Source organism: Mizugakiibacter sediminis (genome assembly GCF_000953855.2).
Taxonomy (GTDB): Bacteria; Pseudomonadota; Gammaproteobacteria; order Xanthomonadales; family Rhodanobacteraceae; genus Mizugakiibacter; species Mizugakiibacter sediminis.
On the sequence record NZ_DF970228.1, the window covers coordinates 1 to 17,184 of the forward strand.

Sequence of the window (17,184 nt, forward strand, 5' to 3'; positions counted from 1 at the left end):
CGTTCACATGCGGCTTCTTACGCTCGAACTTTTCCTTGGACATGCGTGCTAAACCCCGACAGGCTCAGGTGGTGGGTGGATGACTGCAGCGTTCCGGCGACCTCGTGGGAGGTGGTGCTCATGACTGGAATCGAACCAGCGACCTCTTCCTTACCAAGGAAGTGCTCTACCGACTGAGCTACATGAGCACGGTTCCGCGCCGCCGGGACTTCAATGGAGCGGGAGACGGGAATCGAACCCGCACCATCAGCTTGGAAGGCTGAGGTTCTACCATTGAACTACTCCCGCCCGACGCGGAGATGCAGCTGGTGGAGGGAGGTGGATTCGAACCACCGAAGGCGTAAGCCAGCAGATTTACAGTCTGCCCCCGTTGGCCGCTTGGGTATCCCTCCAACAAAGAAGCGGTATTCTCGCGGCACCGTTCATGCATGTCAACAGCGCGCCATGCGCCCGAGGGCGGCGCGCAACCTGCCGCTCCGCGCCCGGATGTGACACTGGACGGCGCGCACCCTCGCCCGCATTCCCCCGGTGCCGCGTGGCGCCGCCCGTCCCGGCAACCCGGCCCGCCCCCTTCGCGAACGTGATCGACGCCACAAAGCCTTGTAGGCCGGGCCGGACTGTAAACAAATTTGTGATAAATTTCCCAGTTTGTGTCGCCGGACACGTGCTGGCACGCCCCTCGCTCGTTCGTCAGCGGCACCGCGGTTTCCGTGCCGCACCCGGCCTTCGGCGACTTCCGGGGGAGTCTCGGGGTGGAATCGCAGTAGGGGACCGAAGGCAAGCATCAACCGCGCACCGCGTTTTTTCGGCTTCACATAACCAGACCAGAGGGTTCGACACCGCTATGAAGATCAAGACCGCTCTCATCGCCGCCGGCCTGGCGCTGGCGGGCATCGGCGTCCAGGCCCAGGCCGGCACCGACTCCGCCACCTTCAACGTCACCGCCACGGTGATCAACTCGTGCAAGGTGGTCGCGGCCAACAACATCGGGTTCGGCAACTACGACCCCGCCGGCGCCAACAACACCACGCCCCTGGACGCCTCCGGCTCCGTGCAGGTGCGCTGCACCAAGAACACCAATGCCGCGGTGACCCTGAACCAGGGCGCCAATCCCGCCACCGGCTCCACCTGCGCGTCGCCGTCGCGGCAGATGACCGACGGCGGCAGCAACCGCCTCGGCTATGCCATCTACAAGGACGCCGCCCGCAGCCAGCCGTGGGGCTGCGACGCCACCAACCAGGCCTCGTTCACCTCGACGGGCATCGCCTCGCCGATCACGCTGACCACCTATGGCCGCGTCGCGGCCGGCCAGGACGTGCCGGCTGGCAGCTACACCGACACCGTGTCCGTCACGGTCACGTTCTGACCGTCCGCACGCAGCGCGGCGGCCGCCGGCCGCCGCGCTCCCCTGGAGTCCAGCCATGTTTTCGCGCCTCGCCCGCAAGCTGATGGGACCTGCGGCCGCCGCGGCGCTCGGCCTCGGCGCGGCGGGCGCCGGCACGGCGACGGCGGCCAATTTCTCGATCAATCCGCTGCGGGTGGAACTGGACGGCAGGCATCCGGCGGAGATCCTGGCGTTGCACAACGACGGCGCCGCGCCGCTGCGCCTGCAGGTGGACACCACCCGCTGGACGATGGACGCCGCCGGCGCCTGGCAGACCGAGCCCACCGACGAACTGATCGCCACGCCGCTGCTGCTCGAGATCCCCGTCAACGGCAGCGCGCAGTTGCGCGTGGGCACGCTGACGCCGGTCACCGACGTCGAACGGGCCTACCGGTTGCTGATCAACGAACTGCCCGGGGAGGACGATGCCGGCGAAGGCCAGGTGCGCTTGCGCGTGCTGACCCGGGTCAGCCTGCCGGTGTTCGTCGAACCCGCGGGCGCCAAAGCCGCGCCGCGTCTCGCCGAGGCGCGCCTGGAACAGGGCCGGCTGCATCTCGCCCTGGCCAATGCGGGCAACCGCCGCCTCGACCCGCAGACCGCCGGCGTGTCCCTGCTGGACGCGCACGGCCGCACGCTGTTCAGCAAGGACATCGAGGCCGGCTACGTCCTGGCCGACCGCACCCTGCCCCTGCAGCTTGCGGTGCCCGCCGAGGCCTGTCGGCAGGCGCGGCGGGTCCGGCTGCGCCTCGCCGAGAGCGACGCGGCTGTCGAACATCCCGTCGCGGACGAACGCACGTGCGCCGCCGGCACGCCCTCGCCCTGAGCGCGCTGGCCCTGGCCGCCGCCCTCCGCGCGCACGCCCAGGACCAGCGGCTGCTGCTCGATCTGTGCATCAACGGGCGCTGCCTCGGCAGCAGCTTCGTCGTGCTGCGCGACGGCCACTACCTGATCGACGCCGACGCGCTGGCGCGCGCCGACATCCCCACCGGCAACGTCCCGGCAACGACGATCGCCGGCCACCGCTTCGTCGACATCGCCGCGCTGGTGCACGGCGCCCGCGCCAGCATGGACGCCGCGGGCACGCGGCTCGACCTGACCCTGCCGGCGGAGGCGTGGAGCGCCAAGCAGGTGGCGGTGAACCCGGCCGCGCGCCGCCTGCCGCCGGCTTCGGTGCCGAGCGTCTACGCGAACTACGCCGCCGACATCGGCAGCGCCGGTCGCAGCTCCCTGTTCCTCGACGGCGGCTGGAGCCGCGGCGTCGCCGTGCTGCGCAGCACGGCCACCTGGCTGCAGCACGGCGGCTGGAGCCGCGGCCTGACCCGTTACGAGTACGACGATCTCGACCACATGCGCCGCTGGACCGCGGGCGACCAATTCGCCTTCTCCGGCGACGGCCTCGGCGGCACCGCCCTGATCGGCGGCATCGGCGTCAGCCGCGCGTTCGATCTCGATCCCTACCTGATCACCTTCCCGCAGCCGACCATTTCCGGCGTGCTGCAGGCCCCCGGCACCATCGACGTCTACCAGAACGGCGTGCTGGTCGCCCAGCGGGCGGTCGGCGCCGGACCGTTCAGCCTGGCGAACCTCGGCCTCGGCCCGGGCAGCAACGACGTGCGCGTGGTGGTGCACGATCCGTTCGGCGGCACGCGCGAGCTGCAGCAGAGCTTCTACGGCGCCACCGCCGCGCTGGCGCCCGGCCTCAGCGAATACGCCTTCCAGCTCGGCGTCGAACGGCCCTCGCAGGACAGCGGCCGCTACGACAGCGGGCGCCCCGCCCTGCTGGCGCGCCAGCGCTGGGGCCTCAGCGACTGGCTGACCGCGGGCTACCGCATCGAGGCCGGCAGGCAACTCGTCAACGCCGGCCCCTCGGCCGACATCCGCCTGCCGGTCGGCTATCTGCACCTGGCGCTCGCCGCCAGCCGCGCCGACGGCGCGGAGGGTGCCGGCCAGGCGTACGCCTACGACTACGTCGGCCGCCGTTTCGGCTTCGCCGCCGGCGTGCAGCTCTACAGCCGCGACTACCGCCGGCTCGGCGACGACTTCGCCCTCGCGCGCGTGCGCAGCCAGCGCTATTTCAACGCCAGCTGGTCGCCGCTGGAACGCTTCACGCTGCAGGCCAGCATCGGCGACGTCGCCTTCGCCGACGGCACGCGCCAGCGCAGCGAGGGCCTCAGCGGTTCGCTGCGTCTCGGCTACGGCGCGACGCTGCTGCTGGCGCTGACCCGCTCGCGCACCGATCGCGATCCGGCCGACACGCAGGCCTTCGCCAACCTGGTGATCCCGCTCGGCCGCGGCAGCATCGGCGTCAACGCCGCGCACGACGATGCCGGCACCAGCTACGGCGTCTCCGCGCAACGCTCGCTGCCCAGCGACACCGGCTACGGCTACGCGCTCGACGCCAGCCACGGTCCGGACGGTCTCACCGGCCGCGCCGAACTGGACTACCAGAACGCCTACGCGCGCGTCGCCGCCATCGGCACCCGCTTCGCCGGTCGCAGCGACGGCGACCTGCTGGTGTCCGGCAGCCTGCTGGCGCTGGACGGACGCGTGTTCGCCGGGCGCCCGCTGGACGGCAGCTACGCGCTGGTCGAGGTGCCGGGCATGGCCGGCGTCGACATCACCCGCGAGAACCAGACGGTCGGCAGCACCGACCAGCGCGGCGACGTGCTGGTGCCGGGCCTGCTGCCCTACCAGGCCAACCGCATCGGCCTCGACCAGGCCGACGTGCCGGCGCAGTATGCGGTCGGCAGCACTGCCGCAACCGTCAGCGTGCCGCGCTTCGGCGGCACGGTGGTGCGCTTCGACGTGCATCCGCTGCAGGCGGTGCGCGGGCGGCTGCGGCTGCAGGACCAGGCGGTGCGCTACGGTACCCTGGAGATGGAAGTCGACGGCACCGTACTGCGCTCGCCGGTCGGCGCCGACGGCAGCTTCTACTTCGGCGACCTCGCCGCGGGCCGCTACGAGGCGCGGCTGCACCACGAAGGCGCCTACGCGCGCTGCGCGCTCGACGTACCGGCGTCGACGGCGCCGATCCGCAACCTGGGGGAGGTGACATGCACGCCCGAACCCGCTCCCTGAATCGCCCCTTGCGCTACGCCATCCTGGCGATGCTCGCGTTCGGCGCGCTGTTCGCCAGTCCGCTGCTGCGCGCCGCGCAGTGCAGCATCTCCACCAGCGGGCTGAGTTTCGGCGTCTACGACCCGCTGGCAGGCTACCCGAGCACCGCGCCGGTCACCGCCAACGGCGCCTTGCAGTTGGCATGCAGCTACACCAGCATCGGCGACCTGCTCGTCGGCATCCAGGCGCAGATAAGCCTGTCCACGGGCAGTTCGGGCAGTTATGCCGCGCGCACCCTGCGCCAGGGCGCCGAGTCGCTGCGCTACAACCTCTACGTCGATCCGGCTCTCACCACCGTGTTCGGCGACGGCAGCGGCGGCACGCAGCGCGTGGCCAAATGCTTCACCGGTTTCTTCAACAACTGCGGCGGCGACCCGGCGAACTCGCCGGTGAGCATTCCGGTCTACGGCGCCCTGCCCGGCAGCCAGGACGTCAGTCCAGGCGGCTACGCCGACAACATCGTGGTCACGGTGACGTTCTGAGGCGGGAACGGCCATGCCTGCCCGGCGCGAACGCAACGACATGTCCGCCCGCTCCGGCCGCGCCATGGCGCGATGCGGTACGCGCCTCGCCGGCGCGGCGGTCATCGCCTGCGCACTGCTGGCGATGCCGGCGCGCGGCGCGCAATGCAGTTTCTCCACCGCCGGCCTCGGCTTCGGCGTCTACGACCCGCTGGCGGCCGGCGCCGACACCGCCAACGGCACGTTGACGGTCACCTGCAGCGCGCGCACCGGCGGCGAGCGCCGCAACGGCTTCACCGCGACGCTGAGCCTCTCGATCGGCAGCAGCGGCAGCTATGCCGCGCGCACCCTGCGCGGCGGTGGCGACGTGCTGCGCTACAACCTTTACCTCGACGCCGCCTACACCACCGTGTTCGGCGACGGCAGCGCGGGCACGCTGCCGATGACGCTGTGCTACCGCGGCAGCCGTCGCGACCCCTGTGGAGGCGGCGGCCTGACCGCGGGCGTTGCCCACAGCATCACCGTGTACGGCAATCTGCCGCCGGCCCAGGACGTCGCGCCGGGCAGTTATGCCGACAATCTGGTCGCCACCCTGACGTTCTGAGCTTCCCTCGATCACGCCGTGACGGCCGGCTGACGGTATCCGGCGACCTCCGCCTCCATCGCCTTGCTGAGCCGGATCAGCCGCTGCGCGTAATCGGCCAGCCGGCGGTCATCGGCGTCGCGCGGCTCCCACCTCGGCACCGGCGTCGGCTTGCCGTCGGGGGCGTCCAGCGCGACGAACACGATCACGCAACTGGTGGCGAGGCGCTCGTCCTGCGCCTTGAGGTCGCGCGCCAGCACGTCCACCGCGAAGTGCATGCTGGAGGTGCCGGTGTGGATCAGTTTGCTGCGCACCGTCACCAGGTCGCCGATCAGGATCGGCTGCACGAACTGGATGCCGCCGACCGCCACCGTCACGCAGTAAGCGCCGCTCCAGGCCACCGCGCCTGCGTAGCCGGCCTGGTCGATCCACTTCATCACCATGCCGCCGTGCACCTTGCCGCCGAAATTGACGTCGGTGGGCTGGGCAAGGAAGCGGAAGGTGACCTCGCGCTGATGTCCGGGCATCGGTATCTCCCTGGTGATGGCGCGTCAGGCGCCGAGAAACGCCGCCAGGCGGGCGAACTGCGATTGCCAGTAGGCCTTCGCCGCGGCCATCGCTTCCGCGTCGGTCAGCTTGACGGTGTCGACGACCACCTGGCAGCGCGCCGGCCCCTTGTCGGTGAAACGGATGTCGAGCAGCGCGCCGTCCGGCCAGCGCGCGCGGATGTTCTTGCCGGGATTGACCTTGGTCACCTCGAGACCGGGCGCATCCAGCCAGCGGCGGCGCAGCGCATCGTCCGCCCAGGCCGCGAACGCGGCGAACGCCGGCGCGGCGAAGGTCTTCGCCGCCGTGGCCTGGAACTCGCCGCGGCTGTTCTGGTGCATCGCGCGCAGGCCGCGCGCGCGCTCGTAACCCACCGCCACCGTCTGCGTCCACCAGTCGTCCAGCGCGGGCATCAGCCGCTGCACGGCGGCGCGGATCTCGCCGTGCGCGGGCCGCCCGGCGGCGAGCGCAAGCCCGTCCATTTCGAGCAGGCGCAGCCATTCCTGCCAGCCATGGCCGGTGGCGGCGCGCACGGCGGCGTCGCCGCAGGGGAACTGCGCGGAAGTCTCGGCGAGTTCGAACGGCGGCGGCGGAACGGGCGGCGGCGCTCCGGCCGCCGCGCGCGGCGCGGTCGCGCGACGGGACGGTGACGCGGGTTTCGCGGCGGATCCGCGCGCGCGAGAGACGGCGCCCGCGCGCCGGACCGCCGCGGCGGGTTTCCTTGCCGTGCGTGCGGTCTTCGCCGGCACGCGCTTCGGCTTCGCCGCCGTTCGCGCCTCCGGCTTCTTGCCGGGCGAACGGCCGCGCGCGCCGGGCCGGGTCGCCGGCTTCCCGGCGGCGGTGCGTGCGGCCTTGCGCGCAGCGCGTGCCGGCGGCGCCAAGCGGCGCGCGCGTTTCGCCGCGCCGCCGGCCTTGCGTTCGGCCGCGGACCGGGAGGCCCGCGGCGTGCGCTGGGATGTCCGGGTCGCCATCGTCCGCCTCGCTGTCGCGCCGGGCGCAGTCTCCCGCCGCTCGCGAAGGCGGGTCAAGCCGCGCGCGTTCAGACGTTGAAGCGGAAGTGCAGGACGTCGCCTTCCTGCACCACGTAGTCCTTGCCTTCCAGGCGCAGGCGGCCCGCTTCCCTGGCGCCGGCCTCGCCCTTGTACTTGATGAAGTCGTCGTAGCCGATGGTTTCGGCGCGGATGAAGCCGCGCTCGAAGTCGGTGTGGATCACGCCCGCGGCCTGCGGCGCGGTCGCGCCCTTCTTCACCGTCCACGCGCGCACTTCCTTCTCGCCGGCGGTGAAGTAGGTCTGCAGGCCGAGCAGCTTGTAGGCGGCGCGGATCACGCGGTTCAGGCCCGGCTCCGAAAGGCCCATGTCGTGCAGGAAGGCGTCGCGGTCGGCGTCGTCGAGCTGCGCGAGTTCCTCCTCGATCGCCGCGCACACAGGCACCACCTCGGCGCCTTCCGCCGCGGCGCGCGCGCACACCCTGTCGAGGTGAGGATTGTCCGCGAAGCCGTCCTCGCGCACGTTGGCGATGTACATCAGCGGCTTCAGCGTCAGCAGGAACAGGTCGCGCACCAGCGCCTTCTCCTCGGCGTCGAGGCCGACGGCACGCGCCGGCTTGCCCGCATCGAGCGCGGCGGCGAGCTTCTGCAGCACCGGCCGCTTGGCCAGCGCCTCCTTGTCGTTGGCCTTGGCCGCGCGCTCGACGCGGTTCAGCGCCTTCTCCACCGACTCGAGGTCGGCCAGCGCCAGCTCGGTGTCGATGGTCTCGATGTCGGCGATCGGGTCGATCCTGCCGGCGACGTGCACGATGTCGGGATGCTCGAAGCAGCGCACTACGTGCGCGATCGCGTCCACCTCGCGGATGTGCGCCAGGAACTTGTTGCCGAGGCCCTCGCCCTTGGACGCGCCGGCGACCAGGCCGGCGATGTCGACGAACTCGACCGCGGTCGGCACCACCTTCGCAGGTTTGACGATCGCGGCCAGCGCGCCCAGACGCGGATCCGGCACCGGCACCACGCCGACATTCGGATCGATCGTGCAGAACGGAAAGTTGGCCGCGGCGATGCCCGCCTTGGTCAGCGCGTTGAACAGGGTCGACTTGCCGACGTTCGGCAGGCCGACGATGCCGCATTTGATGCCCATGGATGAACCTGGAAGTGGGAAATAGGAAGTAGGAAGCGGGGTCGGGACGGAAAGTCGGAGTTCCGGGAACAGGGCCGAGAGAACCGAAACCGGGATCCCCCATTCCCCACTCTCTACTCTCTACTCCCTACTGCCCACTCCCCGTATTCGCCGTATGCAACCGCTTCATCGCCTCGTTGAAGTCGCCCGCCACCGTAAGCGGCAGCACGTGCAGGCTGCGCGCGACCGCGTCGAGCATCGCCTCCTCGTCGGCGGCCGACGGCCGGCCCAGCACCCACGGCGTGACGCGGTCCTTGTGGCCGGGATGGCCGATGCCGAGGCGCAGGCGGTGAAACCTGCCGTGGCCGAGGTGGGCCATGATGTCGCGCAGGCCGTTCTGCCCGCCGTGGCCGCCGTCGAACTTGAGGCACGCAGTGCCCGGCGGCAGGTCGAGGTCGTCGTGCGCGACCAGGCACGCCTCGGGCTCGATCTTGTAGTAGCGCAGCGCGGACGCCACCGCGATGCCGCTCTTGTTCATGTAGGTGGCGGGCTTCAGCAGCCACACCGGCTCGCCGCCGACGCGCACCTTGCAGGTATCGGCGTGCAGCTTCGACTCGTGTCCCCAGCGCGCGTCCTCGCCGCTCGCCAGCGCGTCGACGAACCAGAAGCCGGCATTGTGCCGGGTGCGCAGGTGTTCGGCGCCGGGGTTGCCGAGGCCGACGATCAGCCGTATGCCCGCCATAGCGCTCCGCAAACGCGAAGCCGGTGACGCGCGCCGCGAGCGCGGCGCACGCCACCGGCCCGCGCAGGATTACTTCTTCTCTTCCTTGGCCGGGGCGGCGGCCGGAGCCGCGGCAGCCGCGGCGGCGGCCTCGCCCTCGGCGGCGGCCGGCGCTTCCTCGACTTCTTCCTTCATCGCGTGCGCGGTGACCACCGGATGATCGTGCTCCTTGCCGAGCTTCAGTTCCGGAATCTCCACGCCCTTCGGCAGCTTCAGCTCGGACAGGTGGATGATGTCGTCCTGCTTCAGGTCGGCCAGGTCGACCTCGATGTACTCCGGCAGGTCCTTCGGCAGGCAGGACACCTCGACTTCGGTCATGTTGTGCGAGATCACCACGCCCGAGGTCTTGTGCGCCGGCGACTTCTCCTGGTTCAGGAAGTGCAGCGGCACACGCAGGCGGATCGCCTCGTTCTCGTTGATGCGCTGGAAGTCGATGTGCAGCACCTGCAGCTTGTACGGATGCTTCTGCAGGTCGCGCACCAGCACCTTCTGCTTCTTGCCGTCGACCGCGAGGTCGAGGATCGAGGAGAAGAACCACTCGTTCTTGGCGGCCAGCAGCACGCTGTTGTGCTCGAGCTGGATGCTCTGCGGCGCGGCGCCGCCGCCGTACACCACCGCCGGCACCATGCCCGCGCGACGCAGGCGGCGGCTCGCACCTTTCCCCTCGTCCTTGCGGCCCTGGGCCGTGATTTCGTGAGTCGTAGCCATTTCAGTACAGCCTCTGTTGCATGATCCGCCTCGCGGCGGCCGGGTGACTCCCCCGCGACCAGGGGAGCCTGTGGGGGCGCGAACGCCCGTATCTCAATCCACGTACAGCGAACTCACCGATTCGCCGAAGGCGATGCGGCGGATCGTCTCCGCCAGCAGCTCGGCCACCGAGAGCTGGCGGATCTTGGCGCAGCCCTGCGCCTCGGCGCGCAGCGGGATGGTGTCGGTGACCACCAGTTCGTCCAGCTGCGAGCCGTTGATGTTCTGGATCGCCGGCCCCGACAGCACCGGATGGGTGCAGTAGGCGACCACCTTGCGCGCGCCGTTCTTCTTCAGCGCCGCGGCCGCCGCGCACAGCGTGCCGGCGGTGTCGACGATGTCGTCGACCAGCACGCAGGTCTTGCCCGCGACCTCGCCGATGATGTTCATCACCGTCGCCTCGTTCGGGCGCGGACGGCGCTTGTCGATGATGGCGAGGTCGGCATCGTCCAGGCGCTTGGCGATCGCGCGCGCGCGCACCACGCCGCCCACGTCGGGGCTGACCACGATCAGGTTGTCCATGCCCTGCGTGCGCCAGATGTCGGCCAGCAGCACCGGCGAGGCGTAGACGTTGTCGACCGGCAGGTCGAAGAAACCCTGGATCTGGTCGGCGTGGATGTCCACCGTCAGCACGCGGTCGGTGCCGGCGGCGCCGATCATGTTGGCCGCCACCTTGGCGGTGATCGGCACGCGCGCCGAGCGCGGACGGCGGTCCTGGCGCGCGTAGCCGAAGTACGGCAGCACCGCGGTCACCGTGGCGGCCGAGGCGCGCTTGAGCGCGTCCACCAGCACCAGCAGCTCCATCAGGTTGTCGGCGGTCGGCGCGCAGGTCGGCTGGATCACGAACACTTCCTGCCGGCGCACGTTCTCCTCGATCTCGACCTGCACCTCGCCGTCGGAGAAGCGCCCGACCAGGGCCTTGCCCAGCGGTATGCCGAGGCGGTGCGCGACGTTCTCCGCCAGTTTGCGGTGCGCATTGCCGGTGAACAGCATCAGACCCGCCGTATTCACACGCGTCCCCTCGTCGTGACGACCGCCAAAACCGCCCTGCCCAGAATCGCTCTTGCCCGCTCCATCAGCCCCCTCGCGTCGAGGGGCCGCCGCGGCCTCGCCGGGCCATGGCGGGACGCGGAGGCATGCGGCGGTAGCTCGAAGCCGCAAACGCTCATCGCTTCACCGCGAACCACAACCGATGGCTGGGGCGGCAGGACTCGAACCTGCGAATGCGGGAATCAAAATCCCGTGCCTTACCAGCTTGGCGACGCCCCAGCGCGAAACGTTGCGACCGCGGCGATCAGCGGCGAGACGTCCACGCCGCCGGCCACCCAGGCCGCGAATTCCGCGGGGCAGCGCCGCGCCACGGCCTCGGCTTCGGCGCGCGTGCCGGTCTCGAGAAAGACGCAGCCGCCGCTGCCGGAAAGCCGTGCCGGACCGAACCCGCCGAGCCAGTCCAGCGCCGCGGCCACCCGGGGGTAGCGCGCGCGCACGACCGGCTCGAAGGCGTTCTCCGTCGCCGCCCCGGAGAGAAAGCGCGAAATTGTCGCCGGCGCGGCATTGCGTGTCAATTCAGGCGCTTGGAACAGCGGCCCGGTGGGCACCTGCACGCCGGGGTCGAGCACGACGTAGGCGCGCGGCGGCAGTTCGAGCGGGGTCAGCCGCTCGCCGACGCCCTCGGCCCAGGCCGAGCGGCCGCGCACGAACACCGGCACGTCGGCGCCGAGGCGCAGACCCAGCGCGGCCAGCGCGTCCTCGCCGAGGCCGGTGCCCCACAGTTCGTTCAGCGCCACCAGCACCGTCGCCGCGTCCGAGCTGCCGCCGCCGAGGCCGCCGCCCATCGGGATGCGCTTGTCCAGCGCGATGTCGGCGCCGCGCGCGCTGCCGGCGACCTCTTTCAGCAGATGCGCGGCGCGCAGGCAGAGATCGGCCTCGGCGGGCACGCCGGGCAGCGCGTCGTGGCGCTCGATGCGGCCGTCCGCGCGCACGCGCAGGCGCAGCGTGTCGCCCCAGTCGAGCAGGCGGAACACGGTCTGCAGTTCGTGATAGCCGTCGGCGCGCCGGCCGACGATGCGCAGGAACAGATTGAGCTTGGCCGGCGCCGGCCAGGCGCTCCAGCCGTTCACGGCAACTGCCAGCGTTCGATCGCCACGCGCACGCGGTACGGCGCGCGCTCGGCGAACACCTTCTGCGGCAGCGGCGGCTGGCGGTCGGTGTACCAGTCGCGGTACTCCACCCTCCAGCCGTCCTGCTCGAGCGTGCTGGGCAGGCCGTCGGCGCCGAAGGCGAGTTCCGCCGGGCCTTGCGCGCGCAGGCCGCGCACCCACGCCGCCAGCTCGGCCAGCGGCACGTGCCAGCCGAGCTCGCGCGCCAGCAGGCGCTCGGCGTCGGCGTCGCGCAGCGGCTGCGTGTCCAGGCCTTCCAGCACGGCGCCGTCCGGACCGCCCTGCAGGCGGAAGCTCTTGCCGGTGACCGGCGCGCGCACGACGAAGGTGTACTCCGCGCCGTCCTGCATCCATTCGAGCGTGCCGCTGCCGCCGTCCTTGCCGTTGGAGACGACGATGCGCGCGGTCAGCGACCAGCGATCCAGCGGCGCCAGCGCGCGCTCGCGCGCGGCCTGCGCGGCGAGCAGTTCGGCGTCGCCGCCGCGGCGCACCGCCACCGGCGCGCAGGCGGCCAGCGCCAGCAGGATCAGCGCCGCCGGCAGGCGCCTCGCGCGAAGCGATGCGCGCATCACGGACGCAGCCGCTGCAGAGTGGCGTTCAGCGCGCGGTTCTTCGGGTCGAGCCTGTGCGCCTCGTCGAACACCTTGCGCGCCGCGCCCTTCTCGCCGCGCATCCACAGCACCTCGCCGTAGTGCGCGCCGACCTCGGGATCCTTGCGCGCCCCCCACGCCCTGGCGAGGTACTGCGCGGCCTGGTCGAGATGGCCCAGGCGGTATTGCAGCCAGCCCCAGGAGTCGATCAGCGCGGGCTCGTCCGGCTTCTTCGCCAGCGCCTGCTTCAGCAGGGCCTCGGCCTCGTCGAGCCGCTGGTTGCTGTCGGCCAGGGTGTAGCCGAGCGCGTTCATCGCGTCGACGTCGCCGGGCTTGAGCTCCAGCACGCGGCGCAGGTCGCGCACGGCCGCGGCGGTGCGTCCGCCCTCGGCGTAGGCCAGCGCGCGGCCGTACAGCAGGTCGGTGTCGTCGGGGAACAGCGCCAGCGCGCGGGTGTACACCTCCGCGGCCTGGTCGTTGGCGTCGGCGCGCGCGTACAGCTCGGCGTCCAGCGCATAGGCCTGGCGCTGGCGGGCCGGATCGCCGGCGTAGTCCTGTTGCAGCTCGCGGGCCAGCGCGTGGGCGTCGTCGCTGCGTCCGGCCTTGTCCAGCAGCACGGCGCTGCGCTGGGCGGCGTCGAAGGCGTGCTCGTCGTCGGGCGGCACCTGCTCGTACCACTTCAGCGCCTCGGCGTCGCGGCCGATCAGCTCGGCGATCTGGCCGAGCAGGTAGCGGCTGCTGTCGCGGACATCCGGCGGCGCTTTCTTCAGCTCGCCGTACAGGCGCGTCAGCGCGGGCTTGTCGTCGGCGCGCGCGGCGAAGGCGGCGCGTGCGGCGTAGGTGGTGGCGTCCTGCGGACCGGCCGCCAGCACGCGCGCGGCTTCCGCGTTCTCGCCCAGTTCGCCGAGCAGGCTGGCGTAGCCGAGGCGCAGCCGCGCGTCCTTGGGCGACTTCGCCAGCGCCTTGCCCCACAACGCCCTGGCGCCGGCCTTGTCGCCGGCCTGCAGCTTGAGTTGCGCGGCCCAGGCGTAGCTGGCGGCGCCGCCGAAGCGCTGCAGCGCGGCGTCGGCGATGCGCTGCGCGTAGGCGTGCCGGCCCAGCTTCTCGCCGAGTTCGCTCATCGCCACCCACAGGTTCTCGTCCTTGGGCGACAGGCGCTCGGGCGTGGCCACGGCCTCGAGCAGCGCGCCGGCCATGGCAGTGTCGCGCGCGCCGTTCAGCACGCGACCGAAGGCGCGCCAGCCGTCCTGGCCGGTGGCGGTCAGCGCGCGCAACTGGCGCTCGGCCTCCTCGCGGTTGCCCTGGTTGATCGCCAGTTGCGCGCGCGCCTGGGCGAGGCCCGCCGCGTCGGCGCCCAGCGCGGTCCAGCGCGCGAGGCCGCGGTTTGCGAGGTCGGCGTCGTTGACGGCGATCGCCAGGCCGACCGCGCGCTCGGCCACGCGCGGATCCCTGGACAGCGCCGCCGCGCGCGCGTAGGCCTGCGCCGCCTCCTTCAGATGGTTGCCGGCCAGCGCGAACTCGCCCGCCATCAATTGCGCGGCGAGATCGCGGTCGGCGGGCGTGGCCGGCACCTGCAGCGTCGCCAGCGGCTGCGCGGCGGCCGGGGCCTGCGCGGAGGACGGCCGCCGCGGCAATTGCGCGCAGCCGGCCAGCACCGCGAGCGTCAGTGCCGCGCCTGCTGCAAACTGCCGCAGTTGCTTGATATTGCGACGCCTGCTCCGCACAATTCGCCTCCGTCATCCCATGCCGGCGCGCCTTTCGCCGCGCGCCACGCCGCTGGCCTGCCGCGCACCGAGCGCAGGCCAAGCTTAGCCGATTGTCGCATCCACACCGCGCGCCATGCCGCTGATCGCCCTAGGGCTCAACCACCTCACCGCGCCGCTCGACCTGCGCGAACAGGTGGCGTTCGCGCCCGAGGACACGCCGGCGGCGCTGACCGATCTGGCCGGACTGCCGGGCGTGGAGGAAGCGCTGATCCTCTCCACCTGCAACCGCACCGAGCTGTACTGCTCGGTGGCGCCCGGCGCGGAACAGGCGCCGCTGGAATGGCTGCGCCGCCACCATCGCTTGACCGCGGCCCGGCTCGACGAGTTCCTCTATCGCCACGAGGAGGACGCGGCGGTGCGGCACATGTTCCGCGTCGCCACCGGGCTGGAGTCGATGGTGCTGGGCGAGCCGCAGATCCTCGGCCAGGTCAAGGACGCCTACCAGTCCGCGCGCGCCGCGCACACCCTGCGCGCGCCGATGGAGCGCCTGCTGCAACACACCTTCGCCGTCGCCAAGCGCGTGCGCACCGACACGCGCATCGGCGCGCACACCGTGTCGGTGGCGTTCACGGCGGTGCGTCTGGCCGAGCAGATGTTCACCGACCTCGGCGAAGCCTGCGTGCTGCTGATCGGCGCCGGCGAGACGATCGAACTGGCCGCGCGCCACCTGGTCGACCGCCACGTGCGCCGCCTGATCGTCGCCAACCGCACGCTGGAGAACGCGCAGGCGCTGGCCGCGCGCGTCGGCGGTTACGCCGTCGCGCTGGCCGACCTGGCGCAGCACCTCGCCGAGGCCGACATCGTGATCGCCTCCACCGCCAGCCGCGAGCCGGTGCTGAACCGCGCCACCGTCGAGCAGGCGATCCGCCAGCGCCGCCACCGGCCGATGTTCCTGGTCGACATCGCCGTGCCGCGCGACATCGAAGCCGGCGTCGCCGAACTGGACGACGTGTTCCTGTACACCATCGACGACCTGCGCCACGTGATCGACGAGAACCGCCGCTCGCGCGAGGCGGCCGCGCGCGAGGCGGAAACGATCATCGACCTGCAGGTCGAGCGCTACATGGCCTGGCGCCGCGCGCTGACGGTGAAGAATCCGCTGCTGGCGCTGCGCGGCAACGCCGAGGCGCAGCGCGACGAAGTGCTGGCGCGCGCCCGCGCCATGCTGGCCCACGGCCGCGCGCCGGACGAGGCGCTGGCCTTCCTTGCCAACACGCTGACCAACAAGCTGCTGCACGCGCCCAGCGCGCGCTTGCGCGAAGCCGCGCAAGCCGGCGACGTCGACCTGCTGCACGCGGCCGAGCGCCTGTACGGGCTGGACGAAGGCGGCGGCGACGGCACGTCCACGCCCTGACGCCCGCCGCATGACGCCCTCGATCCGTCGCAAGCTCGAACAGCTCGCCGAACGCCACCGGGAACTCGGCCTGCTGCTCGCCCAGCCGGACGTGCACGCCGACGGCGCGCGCTTCCGCGCGCTGTCGCGCGAGTACGCGCAGCTCGGCCCGCTCGCCGCCGCGCTGGCCGAACACGACGCCGCCGCGCGCAATCTCGCCGACAGCCGCGAGATGCTGAAAGATCCGGATTTCCGCGAGCTGGCGCAGGAAGACATCGCCCGCCTGGAGGCGCGCCTCGCCGAACTCGAACGCGAACTGCAACTGCTGCTGATCCCGAAGGATCCGCGCGACGAGGCCAACCTCTACCTCGAAGTGCGCGCCGGCACCGGCGGCGACGAGGCGGCGCTGTTCGCCGGCGACCTGTTCCGCATGTACGCGCGCTACGCCGAGCGCAAGCGCTGGTGCGTCGAGATCCTTTCCGCGCACGAGGGCGAGCACGGCGGCTACAAGGAAGTGATCGCGCGCGTCGAGGGCAAGGGCGCCTACTCGCGCCTGAAGTTCGAATCCGGCACGCACCGCGTGCAGCGCGTGCCGGCGACCGAATCGCAGGGCCGCATCCACACCTCGGCGGCGACGGTGGCGATCCTGCCGGAACTCGACGAGATCGAGGACGTCGAAGTGAAGGAGTCGGAGCTGAAGATCGACACCTTCCGCGCCTCCGGCGCCGGCGGCCAGCACGTCAACAAGACCGAATCGGCGATCCGCATCACCCACCTGCCGACCGGCATCGTCGTCGAGTGCCAGGACGAGCGCAGCCAGCACAAGAACCGCGCGCGGGCGATGGCGCTGCTGAAGGCGCGCCTGCTCGACGAGCAGCGCTCGAAGCAGGTCGCCGCGCAAACCGAGTCGCGCCGCCTGCAGGTCGGCTCCGGCGACCGCAGCCAGCGCATCCGCACCTACAACTTCCCGCAAGGGCGCGTCACCGACCACCGCATCAACCTGACGCTGTACCGCCTGCCGGAGATCGTCGACGGCGATCTCGACGAACTGATCGACGCGCTCGCGCGCGAACACCAGGCCGACCAGCTGCAAGCACTGACGGAGACCGCATGAGCCTCGTCATCGCCCGCGCCACCCTCGCCGACCTCGACGATCTCGCCGCGCTGTTCGACGGCTATCGCCAGTTCTATGGGCAGCCCGCCGACCCGGCGCGGGCGGCGGCGTTCCTGCGCGCGCGCATGCAGGCCGACGAATCGGCGATCTTCCTCGCCCGCGACGGCGGCAGCGCCGTCGGCTTCACCCAGCTCTACCCGGTGTGGAGTTCCGTGCGCACCGGCCGCGCCTGGCTGCTGAACGACCTCTACGTCGCCCCGCCGGCGCGCGGCCGCGGCGTCGCCCGCGCCCTGCTGGACGCCGCGCGCGAGCACGGCCGCGCCACCGGCGCGCGCTACCTGCAGCTCGAAACGGCGCGCGACAACCTGGTCGCGCAGCGCCTGTACGAAGCGCACGGCTGGCAGCGCGACGAGGCGATGTACACCTACCACCTCGCACTGTGACCCCGCTGGCGCGCGCGCGCCGCCTGCGCTAGCGTCGGGCCTCCGCCGCC

The 17,184-nt window shown here is 71.8% G+C and carries 18 protein-coding genes and 4 tRNA genes; 9 read left to right on the forward strand and 13 right to left on the reverse strand.

The features are described 5' to 3' along the window. Positions 1-112 precede the first annotated feature (112 nt). The 3 genes from MBSD_RS10480 to MBSD_RS10490 all read right to left on the reverse strand — a co-directional run bounded on the left by MBSD_RS10480 (position 113) and on the right by MBSD_RS10490 (position 392). A tRNA-Thr gene (locus MBSD_RS10480) sits at positions 113-188 on the reverse strand. 26 nt (positions 189-214) lie between these two features. Further along, positions 215-288: transfer RNA gene (locus tag MBSD_RS10485), tRNA-Gly, on the reverse strand. 18 nt (positions 289-306) lie between these two features. Then, positions 307-392 (reverse strand) — tRNA-Tyr (locus MBSD_RS10490). A gap of 452 nt (positions 393-844) precedes the next feature. Here MBSD_RS10490 and MBSD_RS15480 point away from each other — a divergent pair. From MBSD_RS15480 to MBSD_RS10515, 5 genes are read left to right on the forward strand one after another with little or no spacing between them, the layout of a single operon-like run. Further along, positions 845-1,366: a Csu type fimbrial protein gene (locus MBSD_RS15480; RefSeq protein ID WP_062537280.1), complete on the forward strand. Its 522-nt coding sequence runs from the start codon at positions 845-847 to the stop codon at positions 1,364-1,366. A gap of 55 nt (positions 1,367-1,421) precedes the next feature. Then, complete coding sequence (locus MBSD_RS10500) at positions 1,422-2,207, forward strand: fimbrial biogenesis chaperone (RefSeq protein WP_062537281.1); 786 nt, start codon at positions 1,422-1,424, stop codon at positions 2,205-2,207. Continuing rightward, positions 2,180-4,462 (forward strand): fimbria/pilus outer membrane usher protein, encoded by a 2,283-nt coding sequence (locus MBSD_RS10505; protein WP_062537282.1) that lies wholly within the window; start codon positions 2,180-2,182, stop codon positions 4,460-4,462. The genes MBSD_RS10500 and MBSD_RS10505 overlap by 28 nt, the downstream gene beginning before the upstream one ends. Before the next feature lie 8 nt (positions 4,463-4,470). Then, positions 4,471-4,983 (forward strand): Csu type fimbrial protein, encoded by a 513-nt coding sequence (locus MBSD_RS10510; RefSeq protein WP_062537283.1) that lies wholly within the window; start codon positions 4,471-4,473, stop codon positions 4,981-4,983. Between the two features lie 40 nt (positions 4,984-5,023). Then, positions 5,024-5,566 carry a Csu type fimbrial protein gene (locus MBSD_RS10515; protein ID WP_187300641.1) on the forward strand — a complete coding sequence of 181 codons (543 nt, stop codon included), beginning with the start codon at positions 5,024-5,026 and terminating at the stop codon, positions 5,564-5,566. Between the two features lie 11 nt (positions 5,567-5,577). Here MBSD_RS10515 and MBSD_RS10520 read toward each other — a convergent pair whose 3' ends face one another. Then, the gene (locus MBSD_RS10520; protein WP_062537285.1) at positions 5,578-6,072 is read right to left on the reverse strand and encodes an acyl-CoA thioesterase; all 495 of its coding nucleotides are present in this window, start codon (positions 6,070-6,072) and stop codon (positions 5,578-5,580) included. A gap of 24 nt (positions 6,073-6,096) precedes the next feature. After that, the gene (locus MBSD_RS15180) at positions 6,097-6,624 is read right to left on the reverse strand and encodes a hypothetical protein (protein WP_148667865.1); all 528 of its coding nucleotides are present in this window, start codon (positions 6,622-6,624) and stop codon (positions 6,097-6,099) included. On the opposite strand from MBSD_RS15180, the gene MBSD_RS15185 reads away from it, so the two are divergent. Next, a complete protein-coding gene (locus tag MBSD_RS15185) occupies positions 6,611-7,141 on the forward strand; it encodes a hypothetical protein (RefSeq protein WP_148667866.1) in 531 nt (176 codons plus the stop codon). The genes MBSD_RS15180 and MBSD_RS15185 overlap by 14 nt on opposite strands. Here MBSD_RS15185 and ychF read toward each other — a convergent pair. The 8 genes from ychF to MBSD_RS10560 form a co-directional block, all read right to left on the reverse strand. Continuing rightward, entirely contained in the window at positions 7,131-8,222 is a 1,092-nt protein-coding gene (gene ychF / locus MBSD_RS10530; RefSeq protein ID WP_062537287.1) for a redox-regulated ATPase YchF, read from the reverse strand. The genes MBSD_RS15185 and ychF overlap by 11 nt on opposite strands. 127 nt (positions 8,223-8,349) lie before the next feature. After that, positions 8,350-8,943, reverse strand: a complete 594-nt coding sequence (gene pth, locus MBSD_RS10535) for an aminoacyl-tRNA hydrolase (RefSeq protein WP_062537288.1) — start codon at positions 8,941-8,943, stop codon at positions 8,350-8,352. A 69-nt stretch (positions 8,944-9,012) separates the two neighbouring features. Continuing rightward, positions 9,013-9,690: a 50S ribosomal protein L25/general stress protein Ctc gene (locus MBSD_RS10540; protein WP_062537289.1), complete on the reverse strand. Its 678-nt coding sequence runs from the start codon at positions 9,688-9,690 to the stop codon at positions 9,013-9,015. A 93-nt stretch (positions 9,691-9,783) separates the two neighbouring features. Continuing rightward, positions 9,784-10,722 carry a ribose-phosphate diphosphokinase gene (locus MBSD_RS10545; RefSeq protein ID WP_062537290.1) on the reverse strand — a complete coding sequence of 313 codons (939 nt, stop codon included), beginning with the start codon at positions 10,720-10,722 and terminating at the stop codon, positions 9,784-9,786. 200 nt (positions 10,723-10,922) lie between these two features. Continuing rightward, a tRNA-Gln gene (locus MBSD_RS10550) sits at positions 10,923-10,998 on the reverse strand. After that, positions 10,977-11,849, reverse strand: coding sequence for a 4-(cytidine 5'-diphospho)-2-C-methyl-D-erythritol kinase (gene ispE, locus MBSD_RS10555; protein WP_237071790.1), 873 nt, complete (start codon positions 11,847-11,849; stop codon positions 10,977-10,979). Before ispE ends, MBSD_RS10550 begins: the two co-directional genes overlap by 22 nt. Then, positions 11,846-12,457, reverse strand: coding sequence for a lipoprotein insertase outer membrane protein LolB (gene lolB, locus MBSD_RS15785; protein ID WP_062537291.1), 612 nt, complete (start codon positions 12,455-12,457; stop codon positions 11,846-11,848). Before lolB ends, ispE begins: the two co-directional genes overlap by 4 nt. Continuing rightward, positions 12,457-14,202 (reverse strand): tetratricopeptide repeat protein, encoded by a 1,746-nt coding sequence (locus tag MBSD_RS10560; RefSeq protein WP_237071791.1) that lies wholly within the window; start codon positions 14,200-14,202, stop codon positions 12,457-12,459. The genes lolB and MBSD_RS10560 overlap by 1 nt, the downstream gene beginning before the upstream one ends. Positions 14,203-14,317: 115 nt before the next feature. Between MBSD_RS10560 and hemA the strand changes: the two genes are divergently transcribed. Genes hemA through MBSD_RS10575 form a run of 3 tightly spaced genes read left to right on the forward strand, consistent with a single transcriptional unit; the run spans position 14,318 to position 17,134 of the window. Continuing rightward, positions 14,318-15,598: a glutamyl-tRNA reductase gene (gene hemA, locus MBSD_RS10565; RefSeq protein WP_062537292.1), complete on the forward strand. Its 1,281-nt coding sequence runs from the start codon at positions 14,318-14,320 to the stop codon at positions 15,596-15,598. A gap of 10 nt (positions 15,599-15,608) precedes the next feature. Then, on the forward strand, positions 15,609-16,691 hold the full coding sequence (prfA, locus tag MBSD_RS10570) for a peptide chain release factor 1 (protein WP_062537293.1): 1,083 nt from the start codon (positions 15,609-15,611) through the stop codon (positions 16,689-16,691). Next, positions 16,688-17,134 (forward strand): GNAT family N-acetyltransferase, encoded by a 447-nt coding sequence (locus tag MBSD_RS10575; RefSeq protein WP_062537294.1) that lies wholly within the window; start codon positions 16,688-16,690, stop codon positions 17,132-17,134. The genes prfA and MBSD_RS10575 overlap by 4 nt, the downstream gene beginning before the upstream one ends. Positions 17,135-17,184: the final 50 nt, after the last annotated feature.

Excerpts from the sequence above, each read along its gene's own strand:
- MBSD_RS10520 (WP_062537285.1), bottom strand. The coding sequence starts at position 6,072 with ATGCCCGGACATCAGCGCGAGGTCACCTTCCGCTTCCTTGCCCAGCCC.
- prfA (WP_062537293.1), top strand. The coding sequence starts at position 15,609 with ATGACGCCCTCGATCCGTCGCAAGCTCGAACAGCTCGCCGAACGCCAC.
- hemA (WP_062537292.1), top strand. The coding sequence starts at position 14,318 with ATGCCGCTGATCGCCCTAGGGCTCAACCACCTCACCGCGCCGCTCGAC.
- MBSD_RS10545 (WP_062537290.1), bottom strand. The coding sequence starts at position 10,722 with ATGCTGTTCACCGGCAATGCGCACCGCAAACTGGCGGAGAACGTCGCG.
- pth (WP_062537288.1), bottom strand. The coding sequence starts at position 8,943 with ATGGCGGGCATACGGCTGATCGTCGGCCTCGGCAACCCCGGCGCCGAA.
- ychF (WP_062537287.1), bottom strand. The coding sequence starts at position 8,222 with ATGGGCATCAAATGCGGCATCGTCGGCCTGCCGAACGTCGGCAAGTCG.
- MBSD_RS10575 (WP_062537294.1), top strand. The coding sequence starts at position 16,688 with ATGAGCCTCGTCATCGCCCGCGCCACCCTCGCCGACCTCGACGATCTC.
- MBSD_RS10515 (WP_187300641.1), top strand. The coding sequence starts at position 5,024 with ATGTCCGCCCGCTCCGGCCGCGCCATGGCGCGATGCGGTACGCGCCTC.
- lolB (WP_062537291.1), bottom strand. The coding sequence starts at position 12,457 with ATGCGCGCATCGCTTCGCGCGAGGCGCCTGCCGGCGGCGCTGATCCTG.
- MBSD_RS10540 (WP_062537289.1), bottom strand. The coding sequence starts at position 9,690 with ATGGCTACGACTCACGAAATCACGGCCCAGGGCCGCAAGGACGAGGGG.
- MBSD_RS10500 (WP_062537281.1), top strand. The coding sequence starts at position 1,422 with ATGTTTTCGCGCCTCGCCCGCAAGCTGATGGGACCTGCGGCCGCCGCG.
- MBSD_RS15480 (WP_062537280.1), top strand. The coding sequence starts at position 845 with ATGAAGATCAAGACCGCTCTCATCGCCGCCGGCCTGGCGCTGGCGGGC.